The sequence below is a fragment of the Hyphomicrobium sp. genome, assembly GCF_036780825.1.
GTDB lineage: Bacteria > Pseudomonadota > Alphaproteobacteria > Rhizobiales > Hyphomicrobiaceae > Hyphomicrobium_C.
Genome location: NZ_DAIQCD010000001.1, coordinates 72,423 through 92,072, shown reverse-complemented (window position 1 = coordinate 92,072; position 19,650 = coordinate 72,423). Strand labels below are relative to the sequence as shown.

The 19,650-nt window shown below is 65.0% G+C and carries 15 protein-coding genes and 3 riboswitches; of the genes, 12 read left to right on the top strand and 3 right to left on the bottom strand.

Annotated features, from left to right (window positions below):
• Positions 1–56: 56 nt before the first annotated feature.
• Positions 57–276: riboswitch (cobalamin riboswitch) on the top strand.
• Between the two features lie 230 nt (positions 277–506).
• The 3 genes from V7P99_RS00365 to V7P99_RS00355 all read left to right on the top strand — a co-directional run bounded on the left by V7P99_RS00365 (position 507) and on the right by V7P99_RS00355 (position 7,125).
• Entirely contained in the window at positions 507–2,813 is a 2,307-nt protein-coding gene (locus V7P99_RS00365; protein ID WP_333792829.1) for a TonB-dependent receptor, read from the top strand.
• A 25-nt stretch (positions 2,814–2,838) separates the two neighbouring features.
• Positions 2,839–4,332 carry a PepSY domain-containing protein gene (locus V7P99_RS00360; protein WP_333792828.1) on the top strand — a complete coding sequence of 498 codons (1,494 nt, stop codon included), beginning with the start codon at positions 2,839–2,841 and terminating at the stop codon, positions 4,330–4,332.
• A gap of 103 nt (positions 4,333–4,435) precedes the next feature.
• Positions 4,436–4,672: riboswitch (cobalamin riboswitch) on the top strand.
• Positions 4,673–4,986: 314 nt separating this feature from the next.
• Entirely contained in the window at positions 4,987–7,125 is a 2,139-nt protein-coding gene (locus V7P99_RS00355; RefSeq protein ID WP_333792991.1) for a TonB-dependent receptor, read from the top strand.
• A gap of 22 nt (positions 7,126–7,147) precedes the next feature.
• Here the strand turns inward: V7P99_RS00355 and V7P99_RS00350 are convergent, their stop codons facing one another.
• Both V7P99_RS00350 and cobO read right to left on the bottom strand, forming a co-directional pair.
• Positions 7,148–8,608: a cobyric acid synthase gene (locus V7P99_RS00350; RefSeq protein WP_333792827.1), complete on the bottom strand. Its 1,461-nt coding sequence runs from the start codon at positions 8,606–8,608 to the stop codon at positions 7,148–7,150.
• A gap of 4 nt (positions 8,609–8,612) precedes the next feature.
• Positions 8,613–9,224 carry a cob(I)yrinic acid a,c-diamide adenosyltransferase gene (cobO, locus tag V7P99_RS00345; RefSeq protein ID WP_333792826.1) on the bottom strand — a complete coding sequence of 204 codons (612 nt, stop codon included), beginning with the start codon at positions 9,222–9,224 and terminating at the stop codon, positions 8,613–8,615.
• Positions 9,225–9,423: 199 nt separating this feature from the next.
• A riboswitch (cobalamin riboswitch) is annotated at positions 9,424–9,617 on the top strand.
• Between the two features lie 37 nt (positions 9,618–9,654).
• Here cobO and V7P99_RS00340 point away from each other — a divergent pair.
• From V7P99_RS00340 to cobJ, 9 genes are read left to right on the top strand one after another with little or no spacing between them, the layout of a single operon-like run.
• Complete coding sequence (locus tag V7P99_RS00340; RefSeq protein ID WP_333792825.1) at positions 9,655–9,840, top strand: CbtB domain-containing protein; 186 nt, start codon at positions 9,655–9,657, stop codon at positions 9,838–9,840.
• A gap of 11 nt (positions 9,841–9,851) precedes the next feature.
• Entirely contained in the window at positions 9,852–10,586 is a 735-nt protein-coding gene (locus tag V7P99_RS00335; RefSeq protein WP_333792824.1) for a CbtA family protein, read from the top strand.
• Between the two features lie 3 nt (positions 10,587–10,589).
• Positions 10,590–10,994 (top strand): DUF1636 domain-containing protein, encoded by a 405-nt coding sequence (locus tag V7P99_RS00330; RefSeq protein ID WP_333792823.1) that lies wholly within the window; start codon positions 10,590–10,592, stop codon positions 10,992–10,994.
• The gene (gene cobW, locus V7P99_RS00325) at positions 10,988–12,028 is read left to right on the top strand and encodes a cobalamin biosynthesis protein CobW (protein ID WP_333792990.1); all 1,041 of its coding nucleotides are present in this window, start codon (positions 10,988–10,990) and stop codon (positions 12,026–12,028) included. The genes V7P99_RS00330 and cobW overlap by 7 nt, the downstream gene beginning before the upstream one ends.
• A gap of 8 nt (positions 12,029–12,036) precedes the next feature.
• Positions 12,037–15,462 carry a cobaltochelatase subunit CobN gene (cobN, locus tag V7P99_RS00320; RefSeq protein WP_333792822.1) on the top strand — a complete coding sequence of 1,142 codons (3,426 nt, stop codon included), beginning with the start codon at positions 12,037–12,039 and terminating at the stop codon, positions 15,460–15,462.
• Positions 15,459–16,748 carry a precorrin-3B synthase gene (gene cobG / locus V7P99_RS00315; RefSeq protein ID WP_333792821.1) on the top strand — a complete coding sequence of 430 codons (1,290 nt, stop codon included), beginning with the start codon at positions 15,459–15,461 and terminating at the stop codon, positions 16,746–16,748. Before cobN ends, cobG begins: the two co-directional genes overlap by 4 nt.
• Before the next feature lie 3 nt (positions 16,749–16,751).
• Complete coding sequence (locus V7P99_RS00310) at positions 16,752–17,384, top strand: precorrin-8X methylmutase (protein ID WP_333792820.1); 633 nt, start codon at positions 16,752–16,754, stop codon at positions 17,382–17,384.
• On the top strand, positions 17,381–18,139 hold the full coding sequence (locus tag V7P99_RS00305; RefSeq protein ID WP_333792819.1) for a precorrin-2 C(20)-methyltransferase: 759 nt from the start codon (positions 17,381–17,383) through the stop codon (positions 18,137–18,139). Before V7P99_RS00310 ends, V7P99_RS00305 begins: the two co-directional genes overlap by 4 nt.
• A complete protein-coding gene (gene cobJ / locus V7P99_RS00300) occupies positions 18,136–18,900 on the top strand; it encodes a precorrin-3B C(17)-methyltransferase (protein ID WP_333792818.1) in 765 nt (254 codons plus the stop codon). The genes V7P99_RS00305 and cobJ overlap by 4 nt, the downstream gene beginning before the upstream one ends.
• Here cobJ and V7P99_RS00295 read toward each other — a convergent pair.
• Positions 18,867–19,649, bottom strand: a complete 783-nt coding sequence (locus tag V7P99_RS00295) for a cobalt-precorrin-6A reductase (RefSeq protein WP_333792817.1) — start codon at positions 19,647–19,649, stop codon at positions 18,867–18,869. The two genes, cobJ and V7P99_RS00295, sit on opposite strands and share 34 nt — an antisense overlap.
• Position 19,650 lies beyond the last annotated feature (1 nt).

Sequence of the window (19,650 nt, the reverse complement as noted above, 5' to 3'; positions counted from 1 at the left end):
AATGTTAATCGACACGCCTCTCGGCCGGGGCGATTGACATGCGAACGATGGTGATGCGCTTTAGAGCCGTGACGGTGTCTCCAGACGCGCGAGCGGCTGGAGACGAAGAGGGAACACGGTGAAGCCGAAAAGGCTGATTCCGTGGCTGCGCCCGCAACTGTTAGCGGCAAGTCCTTTCCAACGATGCCACTGAGGCTTCTTCTTGAAACCTCGGGAAGGCTGGAAAGCGACGCTTGAGCCGTGAGCCAGGAGACCTGCCGTTGCAAGCTGCCCATCCTCGGTGCGGGACGCCCGAAGGAACGGTTACCCGTAGTGGCGGCTGATGTGCAACCGATCGGGAGCGACGTCAGGCATGCCGAGGGAAATTTCGTTTCTCTAACAAACTGATCTGAGACTTCGGCTGCAAGCCTTGCAGGCGCCGCGTTTCCCGCGGGCTCGCCATGCCGTGCGGCTGGTCTCATGAGGCGTGACTGCGGGCTCCCGTCCATCAATCGTGACGGGATCTCATGCTGTTTCAAATTCGGACGAAATCTTTTGCAAGCCACTCCATCCGCTCCATTCTGCTGACGGGCTGTGCGGCCCTTGCACCCGCCGCTTCCAGCGCCGTGGCCCAGGAGGCTGCGCAGTCTGCTGAGCAGGCGCAGGAGCTGCCACCGGTCGAGGTGACGACGAAGGCGGCGGCCAAGCAGGCCAAGAAGAAATCAACGAGCGAGCCTGCGCAATCCGCGGCCGCCCAATCGCAGCCCTTGGGCGACGTCGAGTTCGCAAGTGGCGCCGGGGAGGGCGGAGAAACCCGCCCCGGGCTCAACCTCGATGCTCCCGCGCAGACGGGCAGCCGCCTCGGCCTTTCGCCCCTCGAGACACCGGCGAGCGTTGAGATCATTCCCGGCAATACGATCCGCGATCGTGGCCAGACCAACGTCAACCAGGCGATCACGCAGAACGCGGCGGGCTTTTCGTCCACGGCTGCGCCGGGCAACGGCGGCACGGGCCTGGCAGCGCGCGGCTTCGCAGGTCACGGCTCCGTCATGCAGCTCTATGACGGCACGCGCCTCTACGTCGGCTCCGGAACGGTGACGTTTCCGTTCGATACCTGGTCCGCCGAACGCATCGAAGTGCTGCGCGGACCAGCTTCCGTGCTCTACGGCGAAGGCGCCGTCGGTGGCGTTATCAACGTCGTGCCAAAAAAGCCGACCGACTACGTCGCGCATGAGGGAGAGGTGGCGATCGGCACCGATAACACGCAGCGTTTCGGCGTCGGCTCGGGTGGCCCCATCAGCGACCAGCTCTTCTATCGCTTCGACGCGAGCGGTATCCGATCGGATGGATGGCTGGAGCGCGAAGGCGATTTTCACTCCCTGGCGTTCTCCGGCGCGCTCACCTATCGCCCATCGAGCGACCTCCAGTTCACGGTCTCGCACGACCACGCCGATCAGTCGCCGCTGCGCTACTGGGGTACGCCGCTGGTCAACGGCCGCATCCCTGACAGCATCCGCGACAAGAGCTACAACGTGCGCGACAGCGACGTGAGCTACGTCGACAACTGGACCCAATTCAAGACTGAGTGGAGCCCGACCGACTGGCTGGAACTGCGCAACGTCGCCTATCGCCTGACGAGCAACCGGCACTGGCACAACGTGGAAGGCTATCGTTACTTTGCCGATATCGGGAAGGTGACCCGTACGGACTACATCGAGATCTTCCATGACCAGGAGCAGATCGGAAACCGCTTCGACGCCACCTTCCGCGCATCTCTTGGCGGCGGCGTCAAGAACGCGCTCGTGGTCGGCTTCGATGTCAATCAGATCGACTTTTTGAACCGGAGCAACAGTCCGTATGCCGGCACGTCCGATGTCGATCTGTTCAATCCGGATCCTGGCTGGTTCACCGATAGGAACAATGATCCCGTCCGTCCGCGCGTCGAGTCCGATACGTTCCAATACGCGTTCTTTGCCGAGAACCAGCTGACCTTGTCAAAGGAGCTGACGCTCGTCGCCGGTATCCGACTCGACGAGGTGACGCTGAAGCGTGAAGATCCCATCACGCCCGACAGCTATTTCGAAAAGGATTTCTCGGAAACGTCGTGGCGGGTCGGCGCCGTCTATACGCCAGTGCCGGGACTGGCCTTCTACGCGCAATATGCAACGGCCGTTGATCCCGTGAGCGGCGCGCTCATCAGCATGAACCTCACGCAATCGGAGTATAAGCTCTCGTCGAGCCGTCAGTATGAGATCGGCGTCAAGCAGTCGTTCTGGCAGGGCCGGGGCGAGTGGACGCTCGCAGCCTACGATATCGAGAAGAGCGATATCCTCTCGCGTGATCCGAACAACTCCCAGATCGTGCGCCAAGTCGGCCAGCAGTCATCGCGCGGCGTCGAGGCGTCGCTCGGCGTACAGCTTACGGACACGCTTCGCTACGACGGCAACGTCGCGCTTCTGGAAGCTCGCTACGACGACTTCATGGTACCGAGCAGCGGCACCGATCCGGCGATCGACTATGCGGGCTACCGGCCAGCCAACGTTCCGGAGCAGGTCGTAAACAGCTGGCTGACGTGGGCGTTCCTGCCCAGCTGGGAAGCCTACGCTGGCATTCAGTGGATCGGCTCGATCTACAACGACAACGCCAACGCGGTGAAGCGGCCTTCGTCGACGGTCGTCAACATGGGCCTCTCCTACGACGTCGATGAGAAGAGCGCGATCGCGCTGCGCGTGTTCAACGTCTTCGACGAGAAGTACGCGACGGGCGGCGGCTCCTACGAATGGCAGCTCGCGCCGCCGCGCTCGGCGGAGCTCAGCTACCGCATCAAGTATTGAGATGGGACGTCATGAGACCAGGATTATGCCGGCATCGCGCGTTCGATCGGAGGCGTGGCGCGGCATGGTGAAAGCGGGCAAGCGGTGGCTCTATTGGGGCCACCGCTGGCTCGGCGTTGTGACGTGCCTGCTCTGCGTCATGTGGTTCCTCTCGGGCCTCGTGATGCTCTACGTGCCATTCCCGTCGTGGACCGACGAGGAACGCGTCGCGAGCCTGCCGCCGATCGCGGCGGAGCGCGTAAGCATCGCACCCGACAAAGCTCTGGAAGCCGCAGGCGTGAAAACGCTGCCCGCGACGTTCCGGCTCGAAATGCTGGCGGACGAGCCGGTCTACCGGATCGTCGCGAACGGAAACCATACGGCCATCTCGGCTTTGACGGGCCGGCCGATCCGTAACGTCACCCCTGATGAAGCCTATCGCCACGTTGCGGCAGCGTTCCCGAGTGTGTCCGCCACGCTCGTAGAAACGCTCGACTACGATCAATGGACCGTCACGCGTCGCTTCGCGCCGCATCGGCCGCTTTACCGCTTCAGCCTCGACGGTGGCCTCGGCACAAGCGTCTACGTGTCCTCGACGACCGGCGAGATCGTGCAGAACGCCACCCGCAGCGAGCGGTTTTGGAACTGGCTCGGCGCCGTGCCGCACTGGATCTACTTCTCTCCGATCCGCACGAGCCAGGAGCTCTGGCGCCAGTCCGTCATGTGGCTATCAGGACCGCTCGTCATCGGCGCCGTCACCGGTCTTTGGATCGGCATCCTGCGCCTGCGCGTGCGCAAACCCTATTCGAAAGGGCGTGTCACGCCCTATCGCGGCTGGATGAAATGGCACCATGTCGGTGGCCTCATAGGTGGGCTGTTCCTCACCGCCTGGATCGCCAGCGGCTGGCTTTCGGTGAACCCGTTTCATCTCTTTGCGCGAACTCAGTTCTCGGACGCACAGCGCATCGCCTACGCAGGATGGCGCGAAGGAGCACCTTACGGCATCACGACCGAAGCGCTCGCGCGAGCTGCCGTTCGCAGCGGCGCGACAGAGATCGCGTTCGCGTGGGCTGCCGGCCGCGCATACATGATCGTCCGCAACGCTGAAAGCCTTTCGCTGGCAGATGCGCGGTCCGGAGCACCCATGACGTTCGGCGACGAGGAGCTGATCTCGGCCGCGCGCCGCGCTTTTCCGGCCGCGTCGGCTGTAAAGGCCGCGCGTGTGGCGGAAGAGGATGTCTATTGGTATTCTCACCACCACAGCCGTCCGCTTCCGGCCATCAGGGTGCAGTTCGATGATCCGTCCGCGACATGGCTGTTCCTCGATCCCACAACGGGAACGATCGCCGGCGTCATCGATCGCAGCGCGCGGACGTATCGTTGGCTCTTCAATTTCCTGCACGACTACGACCTGCCGGTGTTGCTGCATAACCAGCCCGCACGCGACATCGTCGTCTGGCTGTTGTCGATCGCCGGCCTGATCGTCTCCGTCACAGGAGTTGTGATCGGCTACCGAACATTGATCCGGTATCGGGATTGATCTGGCTCAATGCCTAAGGGCAGCTTGTTGCAGAAGTGCCGCGTGACGTGCGGCACCTGCGTTTGCCCCTGATGAATTGCGTTGACATTGTGTTCTGTCTCGGGCGCACTGATCGTGTGACGGTGTCACTGCGCGCGAAAGCGCTCGGCGACCAAAAGGGAACACGGTGAGGCGCACGCTTTTCGAAGCATCCTGTGCCGATCCCGTGGCTGCGCCCGCAACTGTTAGCGGCAAGTCCTTTCCAACGATGCCACTGAGGCTTCTTCTTGAAACCTCGGGAAGGCTGGAAAGCGACGCTTGAGCCGTGAGCCAGGAGACCTGCCGTTGCAAGCTGCCCATCCTCGGTGCGGGACGCCCGAAGGAACGGTTACCCGTAGTGGCGGCTGATGTGCAACCGATCGGGAGCGACGTCAGGTATGGCCGGGGTTTCCTTCACCCACTGATCGCAAGATAACGAGATCGCTCTGCGGCATGGAGCGGCGCTGCGGAGCATCCGCTGCGCCCGCGATATGCGTTTTGCATGGCGATCCGGAACGGCCGCACTGGACGGGGCTCTCGTCATCATCCGTGACGGGGAAACCTTTGCAGAAGTCTCATCGTGTCACCGCAACGCGCGCCTGTGGCGTCTCTCTGAGCGCACTCCTGTTGTCGTCCGTGGCTGTTCTTGCAACGCCAAGCTCGAGCGCACTGGCTCAGGAGGCGGAGGAGCTGCCCGCCCTCGTCGTCGAGACGGCGGACGCGGCCAAGAAGCGGCGCAAGAAGGCCGCCAACGCGACCGACACCAGGCTGACCGATGTCGGCGCCACGCCTGGAGAGGGTCCAACGTCCGGCGCCTCGGCAACAGGTGGCGCCGGTGGACCGGTCGCGGGCGGCGGCGGCATCACCGGCTCGTCCACGACGATCGTCTCTCGCGAGCAGATCGAGCGCGCACCGCAGACCACACTTGCCGACATCATTGCGCGCGAGGCGGGGGTACAGGCGAAGACCCTCTACGGTGGCGTCAATGGCGTCGGCACGTCGGTCGATATTCGCGGCTTCGGGGCTGCGGCGTCTTCCAACACTCTTGTTCTGGTCAACGGACGCAGGCTGAACGACTGGGACTTGGCAGGCTTTGACCTGTCTACAATTGCGAAGGACTCAGTTGAGCGCATCGAGATCACGCGCGGCAATTCAGGCGCGGTGCTTTACGGCGACGGCGCTGTCGGCGGCGTCATCAACATTGTGACACGCAGCGGCGCCGACTTGCCCAATCAGGTGCGCATCGAGGGCGGCTTGGGCTCCTTCGAAACCCGAGACGGCAACATTTCCGCGAGCGGCTCGTCGGGTCCCTTCTCAGCTTTCGTCAACGGCAACTATTTCGAGTCCGATGGCTACCGAGACAACAACGAAACGCGGCAAAAATCTGCAGTGGGCGATTTCCGCTGGTCGTTCAGCCGTGGCAGCGTTTTCCTCAATCTGGCGGCCGACGATCAGAAGATGCGTTTGCCTGGCGGGCGCCTCGTCGATCCCTCATTGGGGATCGATCTGGTTCGCGATGATCCCCGCGGCACGGCCACGCCGCTCGATTTTGCCGACAAGCAGGGTATCCGCGCGACGATCGGCTTGAACTACATGCTGACACGCGACGTTGAGCTGATCGTTGACGGCGGAATTCGGAGAAAGGAGCAGCAGGCGGCCTACTTCGATTACGACTTCGATTTCTTTCACAGGTATTCCGACACGGACCTCACCACGGCATCACTTACACCACGCACCATAATCACTCTGCCGTTCTTCGGGCTGCCGTCACGCGTCATCGCCGGTATCGATTTCTACGATACCGATTACGAGTCGCATCGAAGCTGGTTGGAAGGCCTGGCTCCCATCCACACGTTCGATGGTCGAGAGAAAACCTTCGCCGGCTACTGGCAGCAGACGGTAAGCGTGTTGCCAACAACCGATGTCTCGGCTGGCGGCCGCATCCAGCGCAACGAGACGACGATACAGGATATTTACGATCCGCTTGCGCCACAGCCTTTACCGGACGCGGGCGGCCAGGCGCTCGACGAGAGCAAGACCAACCACGCCTGGCATCTCGGCGCTGAGCACAAACTCATTCCGGGAGTGACACTGCTCGGGCGCCTGGCCCAGAGCTTCCGCGTCCCGAATATCGACGAGCGCATTTCGCCCGTTGTCTATCCTACGGACTTCAGACTGCGCACGCAGAAGTCAGACGATTGGGAAGTCGGTGTGCGGTTTCAGCTCGGGTCATTCGAGGTTCAGTCGAGCTACTATGACATGCACCTGACTGACGAGCTGCATTACAGCCCGGCGGTATTCGGCAACACCAACCTCGACCCCACGCGTCGCCGCGGCGTCGAGACGATCGCGAGCTGGCAAGTCATGAAAGATGTCCGGCTGCGCGGCAATCTCACCTACACCGACGCCGAGTTCCGGGCTGGACCGTTTGCAGGCAATGACGTGCCGCTCGTCTCGCCGTGGACCGGCAATATGAGTTTGTCCTGGGATATCATCGAGACATGGCTGACGCTCGACGCAGCCGTCACCTATGTCGGCGAGCGCCGCATGGACAACGACCAGGCGAATGTCCAGCCCCTGATCTCCGACTACACAACGGTCGACCTGCGGCTCGGCGGTGAGATCGACCGGTTCTTCTGGTCGGCGGGTGTGCAGAACCTCTTCGACGTCGATTATTTCGACTATGCGATCGCAAGCCCATCGGTGCTCGGGAGATACAATGCCTATACGCAGCCTGGCCGCACGTTCCTGGTCAAGGCAGGCGTCACTTGGTGATGCAGGATGCGCGCGCTGACGGTCAGACGGCGCGCGCGAGATCAAGCAAGCGATCGCAATCGATGTGGGCTTCGAGGTGGGCGGCGAGCGCGTCGAGCGTCGCGTCCACCTCGCGCTCGTAGTCGAGCGCGGAGCCCGACGCGCCCATCTGCTCGAGGAGTTGCGCGCGAAAGTGATCGTTCGCGAACAGCCCGTGCACATAGCAGCCGGAAACGCGGCCGGATGCACTGACGGCGCCATCGCCGCGCCTGCCTGCGAAGCGGATCATGGGAGCCGCGCACCCGGGGCCGGTGGTGCGCCCCACGTGCATTTCGTAGCCCTTGATCGGCGTGCCATCCGACGTCGCTCCCTCGACCTCGGCGAGCACCTTGCCGCCTTCGAGCACGGTTGCGACGTCGAGCAGGCCGAGGCCCGGCACCACGCTTGGCGGACCTTCGATCCCGTCCGGGTCCGCCACCTTGCGGCCCAGCATCTGGTAGCCGCCGCAGATGCCGAGCACATGCCCGCCGCGGCGGACGTGCGCCAATAGATCGACATCCCATCCCGCCGCGCGGAGCGCCGCGAGATCGGCGATGGTTGCTTTCGAGCCGGGAAGGATGACGAGCGACGCAGTTCCGGGGATGGGTTCGCCAGGGCGCAGGAATACGGTCTCGACGCCGGGCTCGAGGCGGAGCGGATCGATGTCGTCGAAGTTGGCGATGCGCGGATAGGCAAGCACGGCGATCAATGGCCGCGCACCAGCAGCTTGGGCGCTTGTGGCCGAAAGAGACTGGCTGTCTTCCGGCGGCAGGCGATTGGCGCCATCGAAGTAGGGCACCAATCCGAGCGCTTTCCACCCGGTGCGGCCTTCGATGAGAGACATGCCATCCGAGAACATCGTCGGGTCGCCGCGGAATTTGTTGACGATGAACCCCTCGATTTGCGCGGCGTCCGAAGCCTCGAGCACGCATTTGGTGCCGACGAGACTTGCGATGACGCCGCCCCGCTCGATGTCGCCAATCAGGACGACGGACACGTTGGCAGCGCGCGCAAAGCCCATGTTGGCGATATCGCCGCTCCGGAGGTTGACCTCGGAGGCGGAGCCAGCGCCTTCCACGAGCACGATGTCGGCTTCGCTGGCGAGCAGTCGGAAGCTTTCCAGCACCGCCTCCATCAGCCGTGGCTTCATGCCGTGATACGCGCGCGCCGGCGCATTACCGACGACGCGTCCCTGCACGACCACCTGCGCGCCGATCTCGCTCTGCGGCTTGAGCAGCACGGGGTTCATATGCACGCTGGGCGCAACGCGTGCCGCGCGAGCCTGCAGCGCTTGCGCCCGGCCGATCTCGCCTCCATCGGCCGTCACAGCCGCATTATTCGACATGTTCTGGGGCTTGAACGGCCGCACGCGAAGGCCGCGATTGGTGAAGGCGCGAGCCAAGCCTGCCACCAGCAGCGACTTGCCAACGTCGGAGCCGGTGCCCTGGAACATGATGGCTTTCATGGTCTCAGAACTCGATGCCCGCCTGCGCTTTGACGCCAGCAGCGAAGTGGTGCTTGACGGGCGTCATGTCCGTCACGAGGTCCGCCGCTTCGATCATCTCGGGCTTCGCGTTGCGGCCGGTCACTACGACGTGCAGATTGGGTCGCCGGCTCTTCAGCGTCGCCACCACATCGCCAAGCGCGAGATGCTCGTAGCGCAGCGCGATGTTGAGCTCGTCGAGGATGATGAGGCTGAAGGACGGATCGGCGAGCAGCCTCTTGGCCACAGACCAAGCCGCCTCGGCGGCGGCGACGTCGCGCGCATGATCTTGCGTTTCCCAGGTGAAGCCCTCGCCGAGCGTGTGCCACACGACCTGATCGCCAAACGTCTCGATCGCCTTGCGCTCGCCCGTCTGCCACGCGCCTTTGCCGAATTGCACGACGCCGACGCGCATGCCGCGCCCGAGCGCGCGCAACAGAAGGCCCCAGGCGGCGGTCGATTTGCCCTTGCCCGTGCCCGTATGCACCATGAGAAGGCCTTTCTCGACGGTCTTGGACGCCACCTCTGCGTCCTGAACCGCCTTGCGCTTGGCCATCTTCTCTTTGTGCCTCGTATCGTCGTGTCCGCTTGTCTGCATGCGTACTATCTCCTTCATTGGGCGCTTCGGAGCGTCCGGCCGCGATTGACGCGTGGCGAAGTTTATCGAGCCGCGCGCAGATCCTCGCAAGGGTATAGCGCCTGAGACGGCGCTGGGCTTCGAGCATTTCACGAGAGAGGATGCGCGGGCCGCAGCTTGGCGTCCGCCTGATTTCCATTGACGCGCGGCGCCGCTAGCCTCTATCAAACCGGGAGACGGTTCCTCGCAAGAGGATTGAACGGGAATACGGTGCGCCGTGCCAACGGCAAATCCGCAGCTGCCCCCGCAACTGTAATCGGCGAGTGTTTTGTCGGAATGCCACTGGGAAACCGGGAAGGCGGCCAAACACGAAGACCCGAGAGCCAGGAGACCGGCCGTCACGATCGAATGAGCTCATATGACCCCGGAGGGGTGGTCAAGGAGATGTCTCGTGAACGCACAATCCTATTCCGTTTCCATATCGTCCGCCGGACAGCGGTCGGAGGCCCTTAAGGCTGCGGCCTTGGCTCTCCTGCTCGGCGTCGGCCTGGTCTTTACGGCCGGCTTCTCGCACTCGGCGACGCTGCACAACGCCGGACACGACACGCGCCACGCGCTCAGCTTTCCCTGCCACTGAGCGAGCGGACCATGATCACGCGCGTTCTCGCGGCCGCTCTTGCGGCCGGTTTCGCCGCTGGCTTGCTCGTGGCGGCGCTGCAGCATGTCACCACGACGCCGCTCATCATCGCGGCCGAAGCGTATGAAGGCTCGACGCATGCATCGGCTCAAACGCCGCTCTACGAGATGCATGGGGCCCGCCTCTTCCTCGCTCATGCGGGGCACGGGGAGGGCGATCATGAATGGGCGCCCGCCGATGGGTTCGAGCGCACGTTCTATACCAGCACCGTAACGGTTGCGACGGCCGTCGGCTTTGCCTTCCTGCTGCTCGCCGGATTGCTGGCCTCCGGCGATCCGATCGATACGCGGCGCGCTTTGGCCTGGGCGGCGGCCGGATTCGTAGCGACAGGCCTCGCGCCTGCAGCCGGTCTCTCCCCCGAGCTGCCGGGTATGCAGGCGGCTGACCTGATTGAGCGGCAAGCATGGTGGATCGCGACGGCGATGGCGACGGCCGTCGCGCTGTGGCTGCTTTTCCGGTCGCGCGGCCTTGCCCTGCCGGCTCTCGGTGTTCTGCTGCTTCTGGCTCCGCATGTCGTCGGCGCTCCGCATCCGGCGGAGATCGACGCAAGCCGTGTTCCGGCGGAACTGGCGGCCCGTTTCGCATCTCTCTCCCTTGCCGTGCACGCCGTGCTCTGGGCTCTGACCGGGGTCTTCGTCGGCTGGGTCTGGCAGCGGAACGAGCGCCTCGCAACGGCCGAGGGCTAGGCCATGTCGATAACCGATACGACGGCCATCACAGTGTTCGTATGCGTCTCGTGCCGACAGGCGAAACCGGACGGCGAGGGCTTCCGTCAGCCGGGCCGCGAGCTTGCCTCGGCTCTCGAGGAGAAGCTCGCGGGGGACGAGGCGATCAAGGTAACGCCCGTCGAGTGCTTGGCCGTGTGCAATCGCCCAAGCACCATCGCGCTCGTGGGCCGGGAGAAGTGGACCTACCTCATCGGCAACCTCGAGCAGGAGACGCATCTCGATCAGATCATCGCCTCCGCGCGCGCCTATGCGCAGTCGGAGAACGGCATCATTCCTTGGAAGGAGCGGCCCGAGGCCTTCCGCAAGGGCGTTGTCGCCCGCGTGCCGCCGCTCGGCTTTTTTCACCCGCAGGAGACTCCATCGTGAACGCGCTTGCCAAAGTGCCGTGCAGCATCGTCACCGGCTTTCTCGGCGCCGGCAAAACCACGCTCGTGCGCAACATCCTTGAGAGCGGCGCCGGCCGGCGTCTTGCCGTCATCGTCAACGAGTTCGGCGATGTCGGCATCGACGGAGAGATCCTCAAAGGCTGCGGCATCGAAAGCTGTAGCGGGGATCGCATCGTCGAGCTGTCCAACGGCTGCATCTGCTGCACGGTGGCGGATGATTTCGTGCCGGCGCTCGAAAGTCTTCTCGCACTCCCGGAACCGCCCGAGCATATCCTGATCGAAACCTCGGGCCTCGCGCTCCCGAAGCCGCTCGTGCAGGCGTTCAACTGGCCGGCCATCGCCTCGCGCGTGACGGTAGATGGCGTCATTGCCGTGGTGGATGGGGCGGCGGTTGCTGCGGGCCGCTTCGCCGACGATCCCGAGGCGCTGGCCGCTCAGCGGGCCCAGGATGCGTCCGTCGATCACGAGAACCCGCTCGAAGAGGTCTTCGAGGATCAGCTTCTCTGCGCCGATCTAATCGTGCTCAACAAGACGGATCTCATGACGGACGCGGAGCGCGAGACGGTGTCCGCTGAAATCAGGGCCGCTGTCCCCCGCGCGGTGAAGGTCATCGAGGCAGCTCGCGGAGCGCTCGACGCGAACGTGCTGCTCGGCCTTGGTGCGGCGGCGGAGAGTGACCTTGCCGCGCGCCCCTCCCATCATGACGGCGAGGCCGAGCACGACCACGACGATTTCGACACGTTCGTGATCGATATCCCGCGGCTCGCAACGCCGGAAAGCCTCCTGGAGCGCATCCGGAGTGCTGCCGACGCGCACGACATCCTGCGGATCAAAGGCTTCGCCGAGATCGAGGGCAAACCCATGCGCCTGCTCATCCAGGGCGTGGGGTCGCGCCTTCAGCATCAGTTCGATCGCCCCTGGGCCCCCGAAGACTCTCGCCAGGGACGCCTCGTCGTCATCGGGCAAAAGGGGATCGACCGCGAGGCGATCGCAGCGGCGATTGGGCGCGCGTAGGATAAAAAATGCATCTGTTGGCGGTCGAGACGGGTTCGCTGGATGAGATAGACGGCGCGGTGGATCTGGGCCAGACCCCGGCCGACGTCGTCGTCTTGTCGTTCAGCGATAGCGATCTCTCCGCGCTCGCAACTGTCTGGAGCGAGGAGCCGTCGCGCTTTCCGACGCTCCGCCTGGCGAGCCTCAAGAAGCTTCGTCACCCGATGTCGGTCGATCTCTATATCGATCGCGTCATCGCGGGCGCCCGTCTCGTCATCGTGCGTGGACTCGGCGGACTGGACTACTGGCGCTACGGCTTCGAGCGGATCGCCGACGTTGCGCGCGAGCGCGGACTGCCGTTCGTTGCTCTGCCGGGCGACGATCGGCGCGATCCGCGCCTCGATGCGATCTCCACGGTGCCGCGTGAAACGCTGATTGCCTTCGATAGCTATTTCCGCGCTGGCGGGCCGGCGAACGCGCGCAATCTGCTGCTCTATGCCGTGCGTCTGCTTGGCGGAGATGCGCAAGCGGATCCGCCCACCGAACTCGCATCTGTGCTGGCCGTCGATACGCACGGCACGCCGATCCCGCTCGCGAGCATTGAGAGCGCGCCCGGCAAGCCCGTTGCACTCGTCGTCTTCTATCGTGCAAGCCTGCTCGCGGGCGATATGAAGCCCGTGTCTATGCTTGCCAAAGAGCTCGCGCGGCGCGGCCTTCGCGCGATCTCGGTCGCCGTGACGAGCCTCAAGGATCCGGAGGTCGCGGCCCCGGTCGAAGATCTGATCGCCCGCGTCCGCCCCGATGTGATCCTCAACGCGACCGCATTCTCCGCATTGCGCGCCGACGAGACGACGCTTCTCGATGCAGCCGACTGTGCCGTGCTGCAGGTTGCGCTTGCGGGGCATCCGCGGGAGGCGTGGAGCGAGGCGTCGCGCGGCCTGTCGCCGAGCGATCTCGCGATGAACGTTGTGCTGCCCGAGCTGGATGGCCGCCTGTTCACGCGCGCCATTTCGTTCAAGGCCGATCTTTCGGCCGAGCCTCGCCTAGAGTATGCGCGCGTCGTTCATGAGCCGGATGCGGGCCGCGTCGGGTTCGTGGCGGATCTCGCCACGGCGTGGGTGCGCCTGCGTCGCAAGCCGGCAGCGGAGCGCAAGCTCGCGCTGATGCTCTCCGACTATCCCAATCGCGCAGGCCGCACCGGCTATGCGTGTGGTCTCGATACGCCAGAGAGCGTGGTTGAGATCGTAAAAGCGCTCGGTGCCGCGGGATACAGGGTCGGTTCCGATCCCGTCGCGCCGGGTGATCTCATCGCCCGGCTTGCCGGCGAGATCCTAACCGAGACAATCGAAGTTCCGCTCGAATGGTACGAACGCCATCTCGCGAGCCTGCCGCAGGAGATACGCGAAGCGCTCGTGAGCGCATGGGGTGAGCCGGATCGTGATCCGGCGTGCCGCGATGGGCGCTTCCGCTTCCCCTGTGTCCGGCGCGGGCATCTCGTCGTGGCGCTGCAGCCGGATCGCGGCAGCCACAGCGACCGCAAGGCCGCCTACCACGATCTCGCACTTCCGCCGCGCCATGCTTACGTGGCGCTTTACGCCTGGCTGCGTCACGAAGAGCGGATCGACGCGCTCGTACACATGGGCACGCACGGCACGCTTGAATGGCTGCCCGGCAAGGCGCTGGCGTTGTCAGACACGTGTTTCCCCGAAGCCGTTCTCGGCCCTGTTCCGGTGATCTATCCGTTCATCGTCAACAACCCCGGCGAGGCCGTGCAAGCCAAGCGGCGCATTTCCGCTATCACCATTGGACACATGACACCGCCGCTGTGCGAAGCGGGTCTCGAAGGTCCTCTCGGAGAGCTCGAAGGCCTGATCGAGGAATATGCCGAAGCCGACGGCGTCGACCGGCGCCGTATCGCGATTCTCGAGAGTGAGATCCTGGACCGGGCCTGGCGCTCGGGTCTCGCTAAGGATTGCGGCGTCGAGGTGGGGGATCCGCCGCGCGACGCGATCGCCAAGCTCGACGCACAGCTTTGCGACATCAAGGACCTCGCGATCCGCGATCATCTCCACGTCTTCGGGCGGACCCCATCGGCGAAGCCTCGCGCCAGTTTGGCGGCCGCCATCGTGCGCGCAGCTCCGGGTATTGATATCGCGGCGATGGAAACCGCGATCGCCGATTGCGCAGAACACGAGCGGGAAGCCCTGCTTAGCGCGCTCGATGGGCGCCGCGTGGCGCCCGGCCCGTCCGGCGCGCCCACGCGCGGCCGGCGCGACGTGCTGCCGACGGGCCGCAACCTCACGACCATTGATCCGCGTGCGGTGCCGACCCGCACGGCCGCCATCGTCGGCCAGCGCGCCGCCGACGAGGTGGTGCGCCGCTATCTCCAGGATCACGGCGATTATCCGCGCGCGCTCATGCTCGACCTATGGGCGTCCGCGTCGCTCCGCACGGGAGGTGACGACCTCGCCCAGGCACTCGCGCTCATTGGCGCGCGGGCCCAATGGGATGATGGCTCGAACCGCGTCGTCGGCATCGAGGTGTTGCCGATCGCCAAGCTCGAGCGTCCGCGCATCGATGTCACGTTGCGTATATCGGGATCTTTTCGTGACATCTTCCCGGCCCAAATCGCGCTGTTCGATCTTGCCGTGCGCCACGTCGCCGAACGGGACGAGCCCGATGATTGGAATCCGCTGGCTGCTGCAAGCCGCAGGGGCGAGAGCCTCACACGCATCTTCGGCAGCGAGCCTGGCACCTATGGCGCGGGCGCGGCTTCCGCCGTCCTCGATGGGCCCTGGGAGACGCGTGACGAGATCGCCGCCGCCTATCTCGAGGCGTCTTCCCATGCCTACGGTACGGACAGCGCCGAGCGGCCAGCGCCACAGGAGTTTGCCGATCGCGTCGCCGCCGCGGATGCGCTCGTCCACCCGCAGGACGATCGTGAGCGCGATCTCCTCGATGGCGACGGCGTTGCTGATTTCGCCGGCGGCTTCGCCGCCGCAGCCGCCCAGATGGGACGCACGCCCTCGCTCTATCACCTCGACACGAGCCGGCCCGAGGCGCCGCGTGCCCGCACCATCGAGGAGGAGATCGTCCGCATCGTGCGCGGGCGTCTCACCAACGCACGCTGGATTGCCGGCATGATCGGGCATGGCCATCGCGGCGTGGCCGAGATCGCCCAGGGCATCGATGTGCTCTATGCGTTCGCAGCCACGGCAGGCATCGTCGGCGATCATCTTTTCGATGCCGTCCACGACAGCATCATCGCGGATGAGGCGAGGCGCTCGGCGCTGCTCGACCTCAATGCCTCGGCCATGCACGCCATGGCCGAGCGCCTCCAGGACGCAATCAACCGGCAGCTCTGGACGCCGCGCCGTAACGCCGTGCAGGCCGAGCTTGCGCAGGTGCTCGCGTATGCGGGCAAGGGCGAAAAAGGCGAGGAGGGCGCATCATGAGCGCGCGCCTGGATGCGGCTGCTCCTGCCACGGTGAAGGGATGGTGTCCGGGAGCACTGCGGCCCATGCAAACGGGCGATGGCCTGATCGTCCGCGTGCGCCCTCGCACCGGCGCCTTGAGCGCACGGCAAGCGCTGTCTCTCTCCGAGATCGCACGGCGTCACGGAAACGGTCTCATCGATCTCACGCGCCGGGCAAACCTACAGATCCGCGGCCTCGATGAGAGCGATCTTCCGGCGGTCTGGCACGCCTTGTCGGAAAGCGGCCTCTTGGATGTGCACGCCGAAGCGGAGGCCGTGCGCAACGTCATGGTGAGCCCGCTTGCCGGCATCGATGCTGCGCAGCTTTGCGATGTCCGGCCGATCGCTGCGGCTTTGGAAACGACTCTTTGCGAAACGCCTGCACTGTGGGCGCTTCCAGGAAAATTCGGGTTCATCGCCGATGGCGGCGGCGTGCTGTTTCTCGACGGCGAGCGAGCCGACATCCGGCTCAAGGCCGTATCCACGCCGGACGGAACCAGGATCGCCATCGGCATCGACACGACGCTGAATACGGAATGGCTACGGCTGCTCGCCCCCGATAAAGCGCACATGGCGGCGATCGAGCTGGCGCGGGCTTTCATCTCGCTCGCACGGTTGAGCGAACGCACACGCATGCGCAACCTAGATCCCGCAGCCGTTGCCGTTTTGCGCGAGGCTCTGGCAGAGCATGGAATGCCCTGCAAGGCAGTGATCTCCAATGCGGGCCAAGATACTCGGCTCGGTGTCATCGGCGCAGGCAAGCCGATCGCGGTTGGCATAGGCGCACCATTCGGGCGCATCACGGCGCATGATCTTTCGCGCCTCGCAGAGGCGGCGCTCCATCTTGGCGTCGGTGAACTCAGGCTTTCGCCGTGGCGTGCACTTTATGCACCGGTGACAGGCGACGCTCAGACAATGCGATTGCTCGCGGTGGCGAAAGAGCTTGGCCTCGTCATCGCTCCCGGCGATCCGCTGATGTCGATCGACGCGTGCCCGGGTGCGCCGGCATGCCGTTCGGCGTGTGCCGATACGCGTTCGGCGGCACGAAAGATCGCAGCGCTGATGCCGCTTGACGGCGTGGCCTCTGTTCACGTTTCCGGCTGCACCAAGGGGTGCGCGCGCTCGCAACCCGCTGATCTCGTGCTGGTCGGCAATCCGAACGGATTCGCCATTGTCCGTGACGGCACGGCTGCGACTCCTCAGAGCGCCGTTATTGACGCCGCCGCGTTTCACCGTTTGCCCGCCATTCTGAATGCCAGAGTCTGACGCATGCAGCATGACCGCACATATCTCCGGGATGGATCGGAGATCTATCGCAATTCGTTTTCGATCATCCGCGCCGAAGCCGATCTTTCGCGGTTCAGCGGTCATGCCGAGAAGGTCGCGGTGCGCATCATTCACGCGTGCGGAATGGTGGAGATCGCCCGGGACGTCGTCATGTCGGAGGATTTCGCCGAGGCGGCCCGCGATGCGCTGCTCGCAGGCGCGCCCATCCTATGCGACGCCAATATGGTCGCCCACGGCGTCACCCGCAGCCGCCTGCCCGCACGCAACGAGGTGATCTGCACGCTAGGAGACGCGCGCGTACCGGAACTGGCGCGCGCGATGGGCACGACGCGGTCCGCCGCGGCACTCGATCTTTGGCTGCCTCGGCTCGCCGGATCCGTTGTCGCCATCGGCAATGCGCCGACGGCGCTATTTCGGCTGCTCGAGATGCTGGACGAGGGCGCGCCGCGCCCGGCCGCCATCATCGGCATTCCAGTCGGCTTCGTCGGCGCCGCCGAATCCAAGGAGGCGCTAAGGGCATCGAAGTATTGTCCGCACCTGATCGTCACCGGCCGCAAGGGCGGCAGCGCCATGGCGGCGGCTGCAGTCAATGCGCTCGCAAGCGAGATCGAATGAGCACGCTCGAGGACATCGCCGGAAAGGCGAAGGCCGGCACGCTTTACGGCATTGGCGTCGGCCCAGGCGATGCCCGCTACATGACGTTGCGCGCGGCGGCTCTCGTGCGCTCCGTGGACGTGCTCGCGTACTTCGCGAAGACGGGCCGGCAGGGCAACGCTCGCAGGATCGTATCGCCGCTGGTGGGCTCCGGCCGCCGAGAACTCCGGTTCGAATACCCCGTGACCGATGAGATCCCGTCCGGGCATCCCGACTACGAAGCCCAGATCGCCGCGTTCTATCGCCAGACGGCCGAGGTCCTGGAGGCTGAGGTGAGGGGGCATAGCTCCGTCGGCCTCCTGGCTGAGGGCGATCCCTTCTTCTACGGCTCGTTCATGCACATGTGGCGCCGCCTCGCGCCGATCGTGCCGGTGGAGGTCGTCCCTGGCGTGACCGGCATGTCCGGCTGCTGGACGCGCGCCAACGCGCCCATCACCTGGGGCGACGATATCCTGACTGTTCTGCCCGGAACGCTGGATGAGGCGAGCCTGACGCATCGACTTGCCGCGTCGGATGCTGCCGTCATCATGAAGATTGGGCGCAACCTCGCGAAGGTGCGCCGTGCCGTGCATGCGGCGGGCCTGATTGAGCGCGCGATCTACGTCGAGCGCGGCACGATGCCAGACGAGCGCATCGTTCCACTCGCCGAAATGGATGACGTCGAAGGAACCTACTTCGCCATGGTGATCATTCCCGGTCAGGGTCGGCGGCTATGAAGGGAACGCTGGCCGTCGTGGGATTGGGGCCCGGCAGCGCCGAGTTGACAACGCCGGCCGTGAGCCGGGCACTCGCTGAGGCGACGGACCTCGTCGGCTACACGACCTATCTCGATCGCGTGCCGCTCGCGGCGAACGGGCAGCGCCGCCACGCCTCCGACAACCGTGTCGAGATCGAGCGTGCCCGCCACGCCCTGACGCTGGCGGCAGAAGGAAACAAGGTCGTCATCGTTTCCAGCGGAGACCCAGGCGTGTTCGCCATGGCCGCGGCTGTGTTCGAGGCGCTCGAAGGGGGCCCGTCCGCATGGCGCGTGCTCGACATCCGCATCGAGCCGGGCGTGTCGGCGATGCTCGCCGCGGCCGCCCATGCGGGAGCGCCGCTCGGCGGTGACTTCTGCGCCATCTCGCTCTCCGACAACCTCAAGGCCTGGGCGACCATCGTGCGGCGCCTGGAGGCCGCTGCGTATGGAGACTTTGTCATTGCGCTCTACAACCCGGCATCACGCGCGCGCCCGCACCAGCTCGGTGATGCGCTGGCGGTGCTTCGCGGATTGAAGGCGCACGATACGCCCGTCGTCTTCGTCAGGGCGGCCGGTACATCGGATGTAACGATGCGCATCGAGCGGCTGGGATGGGCTGATCCCGCTCACGCCGACATGCGCACGCTCGTTCTCATCGGCTCGAGCCGGACGCGGGTCATCAAGTGCGGCGGCGCAATGCGCTGGGTCTACACACCGCGCTCCGAGCGAGACATGCCATGATGGCGCTCGAGCCAGGCAACAGCCTCTTCAGCGCTGGCCACAGCATGGCTGCTGGCTTTGTACGGACGCGTGATCATGACGACGGGAAGGCCGAGCTCACGCGCTGCAGCGATCTTAGGATAGGTCGCGCCGCCCCCGGCATTCTTGGTAACGACCACGTCTATGCGTTCGGACGTGAGCAGCCGCATCTCATCCGCGAGGGCGAAGGGGCCGCGGGCCTGGATGAGTTTCACATCGAGTGGCAGCGTGGTTTCGTCCGGCGGCTCGATGGAGCGGATGACATAGGCATGATGCGGCGCGCCTCGAAACGCGCCTACCTCCTGCCGGCCGATGCTCAGGAGCACGCGTCTCGGCTCTGCTCCCAAAGCAACGGCTGCTTTCTTTGCGGATGCAACGGTATGCCATACGTCACCAGGCACGGCGGACCACGGCGGGCGCACGACCGTGCAAAGCGGTATGCCCGCGGCGATGGCGGCGGCATACGCGTTGGCCGAGATCTGCGCCGCAAAGGGATGCGTTGCATCGATGACGGCATCGATGCCGGAAGTCCTCAGCCAATGGGCGAGAGCGTCCGCCCCACCGAAGCCGCCAACGCGCATCGCCACTCCCGCGATGCCAACGGGGCTCCGCGTACGCCCGGCCAGCGAGAGCGTGGCATCGAAACGCGGATCAGCGGCGAGACGGCGCACCAGGGCAGACGCCTCTGTCGTGCCGCCGAGAATCAGGATGCGCTTTGCGGTGGCTTGCATC

What these genes read in the sequence shown, in the direction of transcription:
- V7P99_RS00305 (WP_333792819.1), top strand. Translation starts at nt 17,381, where the DNA reads ATGAGCACGCTCGAGGACATCGCCGGAAAGGCGAAGGCCGGCACGCTT.
- V7P99_RS00335 (WP_333792824.1), top strand. Translation starts at nt 9,852, where the DNA reads ATGATCACGCGCGTTCTCGCGGCCGCTCTTGCGGCCGGTTTCGCCGCT.
- cobG (WP_333792821.1), top strand. Translation starts at nt 15,459, where the DNA reads ATGAGCGCGCGCCTGGATGCGGCTGCTCCTGCCACGGTGAAGGGATGG.
- cobJ (WP_333792818.1), top strand. Translation starts at nt 18,136, where the DNA reads ATGAAGGGAACGCTGGCCGTCGTGGGATTGGGGCCCGGCAGCGCCGAG.
- V7P99_RS00330 (WP_333792823.1), top strand. Translation starts at nt 10,590, where the DNA reads ATGTCGATAACCGATACGACGGCCATCACAGTGTTCGTATGCGTCTCG.
- V7P99_RS00310 (WP_333792820.1), top strand. Translation starts at nt 16,752, where the DNA reads ATGCAGCATGACCGCACATATCTCCGGGATGGATCGGAGATCTATCGC.
- cobN (WP_333792822.1), top strand. Translation starts at nt 12,037, where the DNA reads ATGCATCTGTTGGCGGTCGAGACGGGTTCGCTGGATGAGATAGACGGC.
- V7P99_RS00360 (WP_333792828.1), top strand. Translation starts at nt 2,839, where the DNA reads ATGCCGGCATCGCGCGTTCGATCGGAGGCGTGGCGCGGCATGGTGAAA.
- cobO (WP_333792826.1), bottom strand. Translation starts at nt 9,224, where the DNA reads ATGCAGACAAGCGGACACGACGATACGAGGCACAAAGAGAAGATGGCC.
- V7P99_RS00295 (WP_333792817.1), bottom strand. Translation starts at nt 19,649, where the DNA reads ATGCAAGCCACCGCAAAGCGCATCCTGATTCTCGGCGGCACGACAGAG.
- V7P99_RS00365 (WP_333792829.1), top strand. Translation starts at nt 507, where the DNA reads ATGCTGTTTCAAATTCGGACGAAATCTTTTGCAAGCCACTCCATCCGC.
- V7P99_RS00350 (WP_333792827.1), bottom strand. Translation starts at nt 8,608, where the DNA reads ATGAAAGCCATCATGTTCCAGGGCACCGGCTCCGACGTTGGCAAGTCG.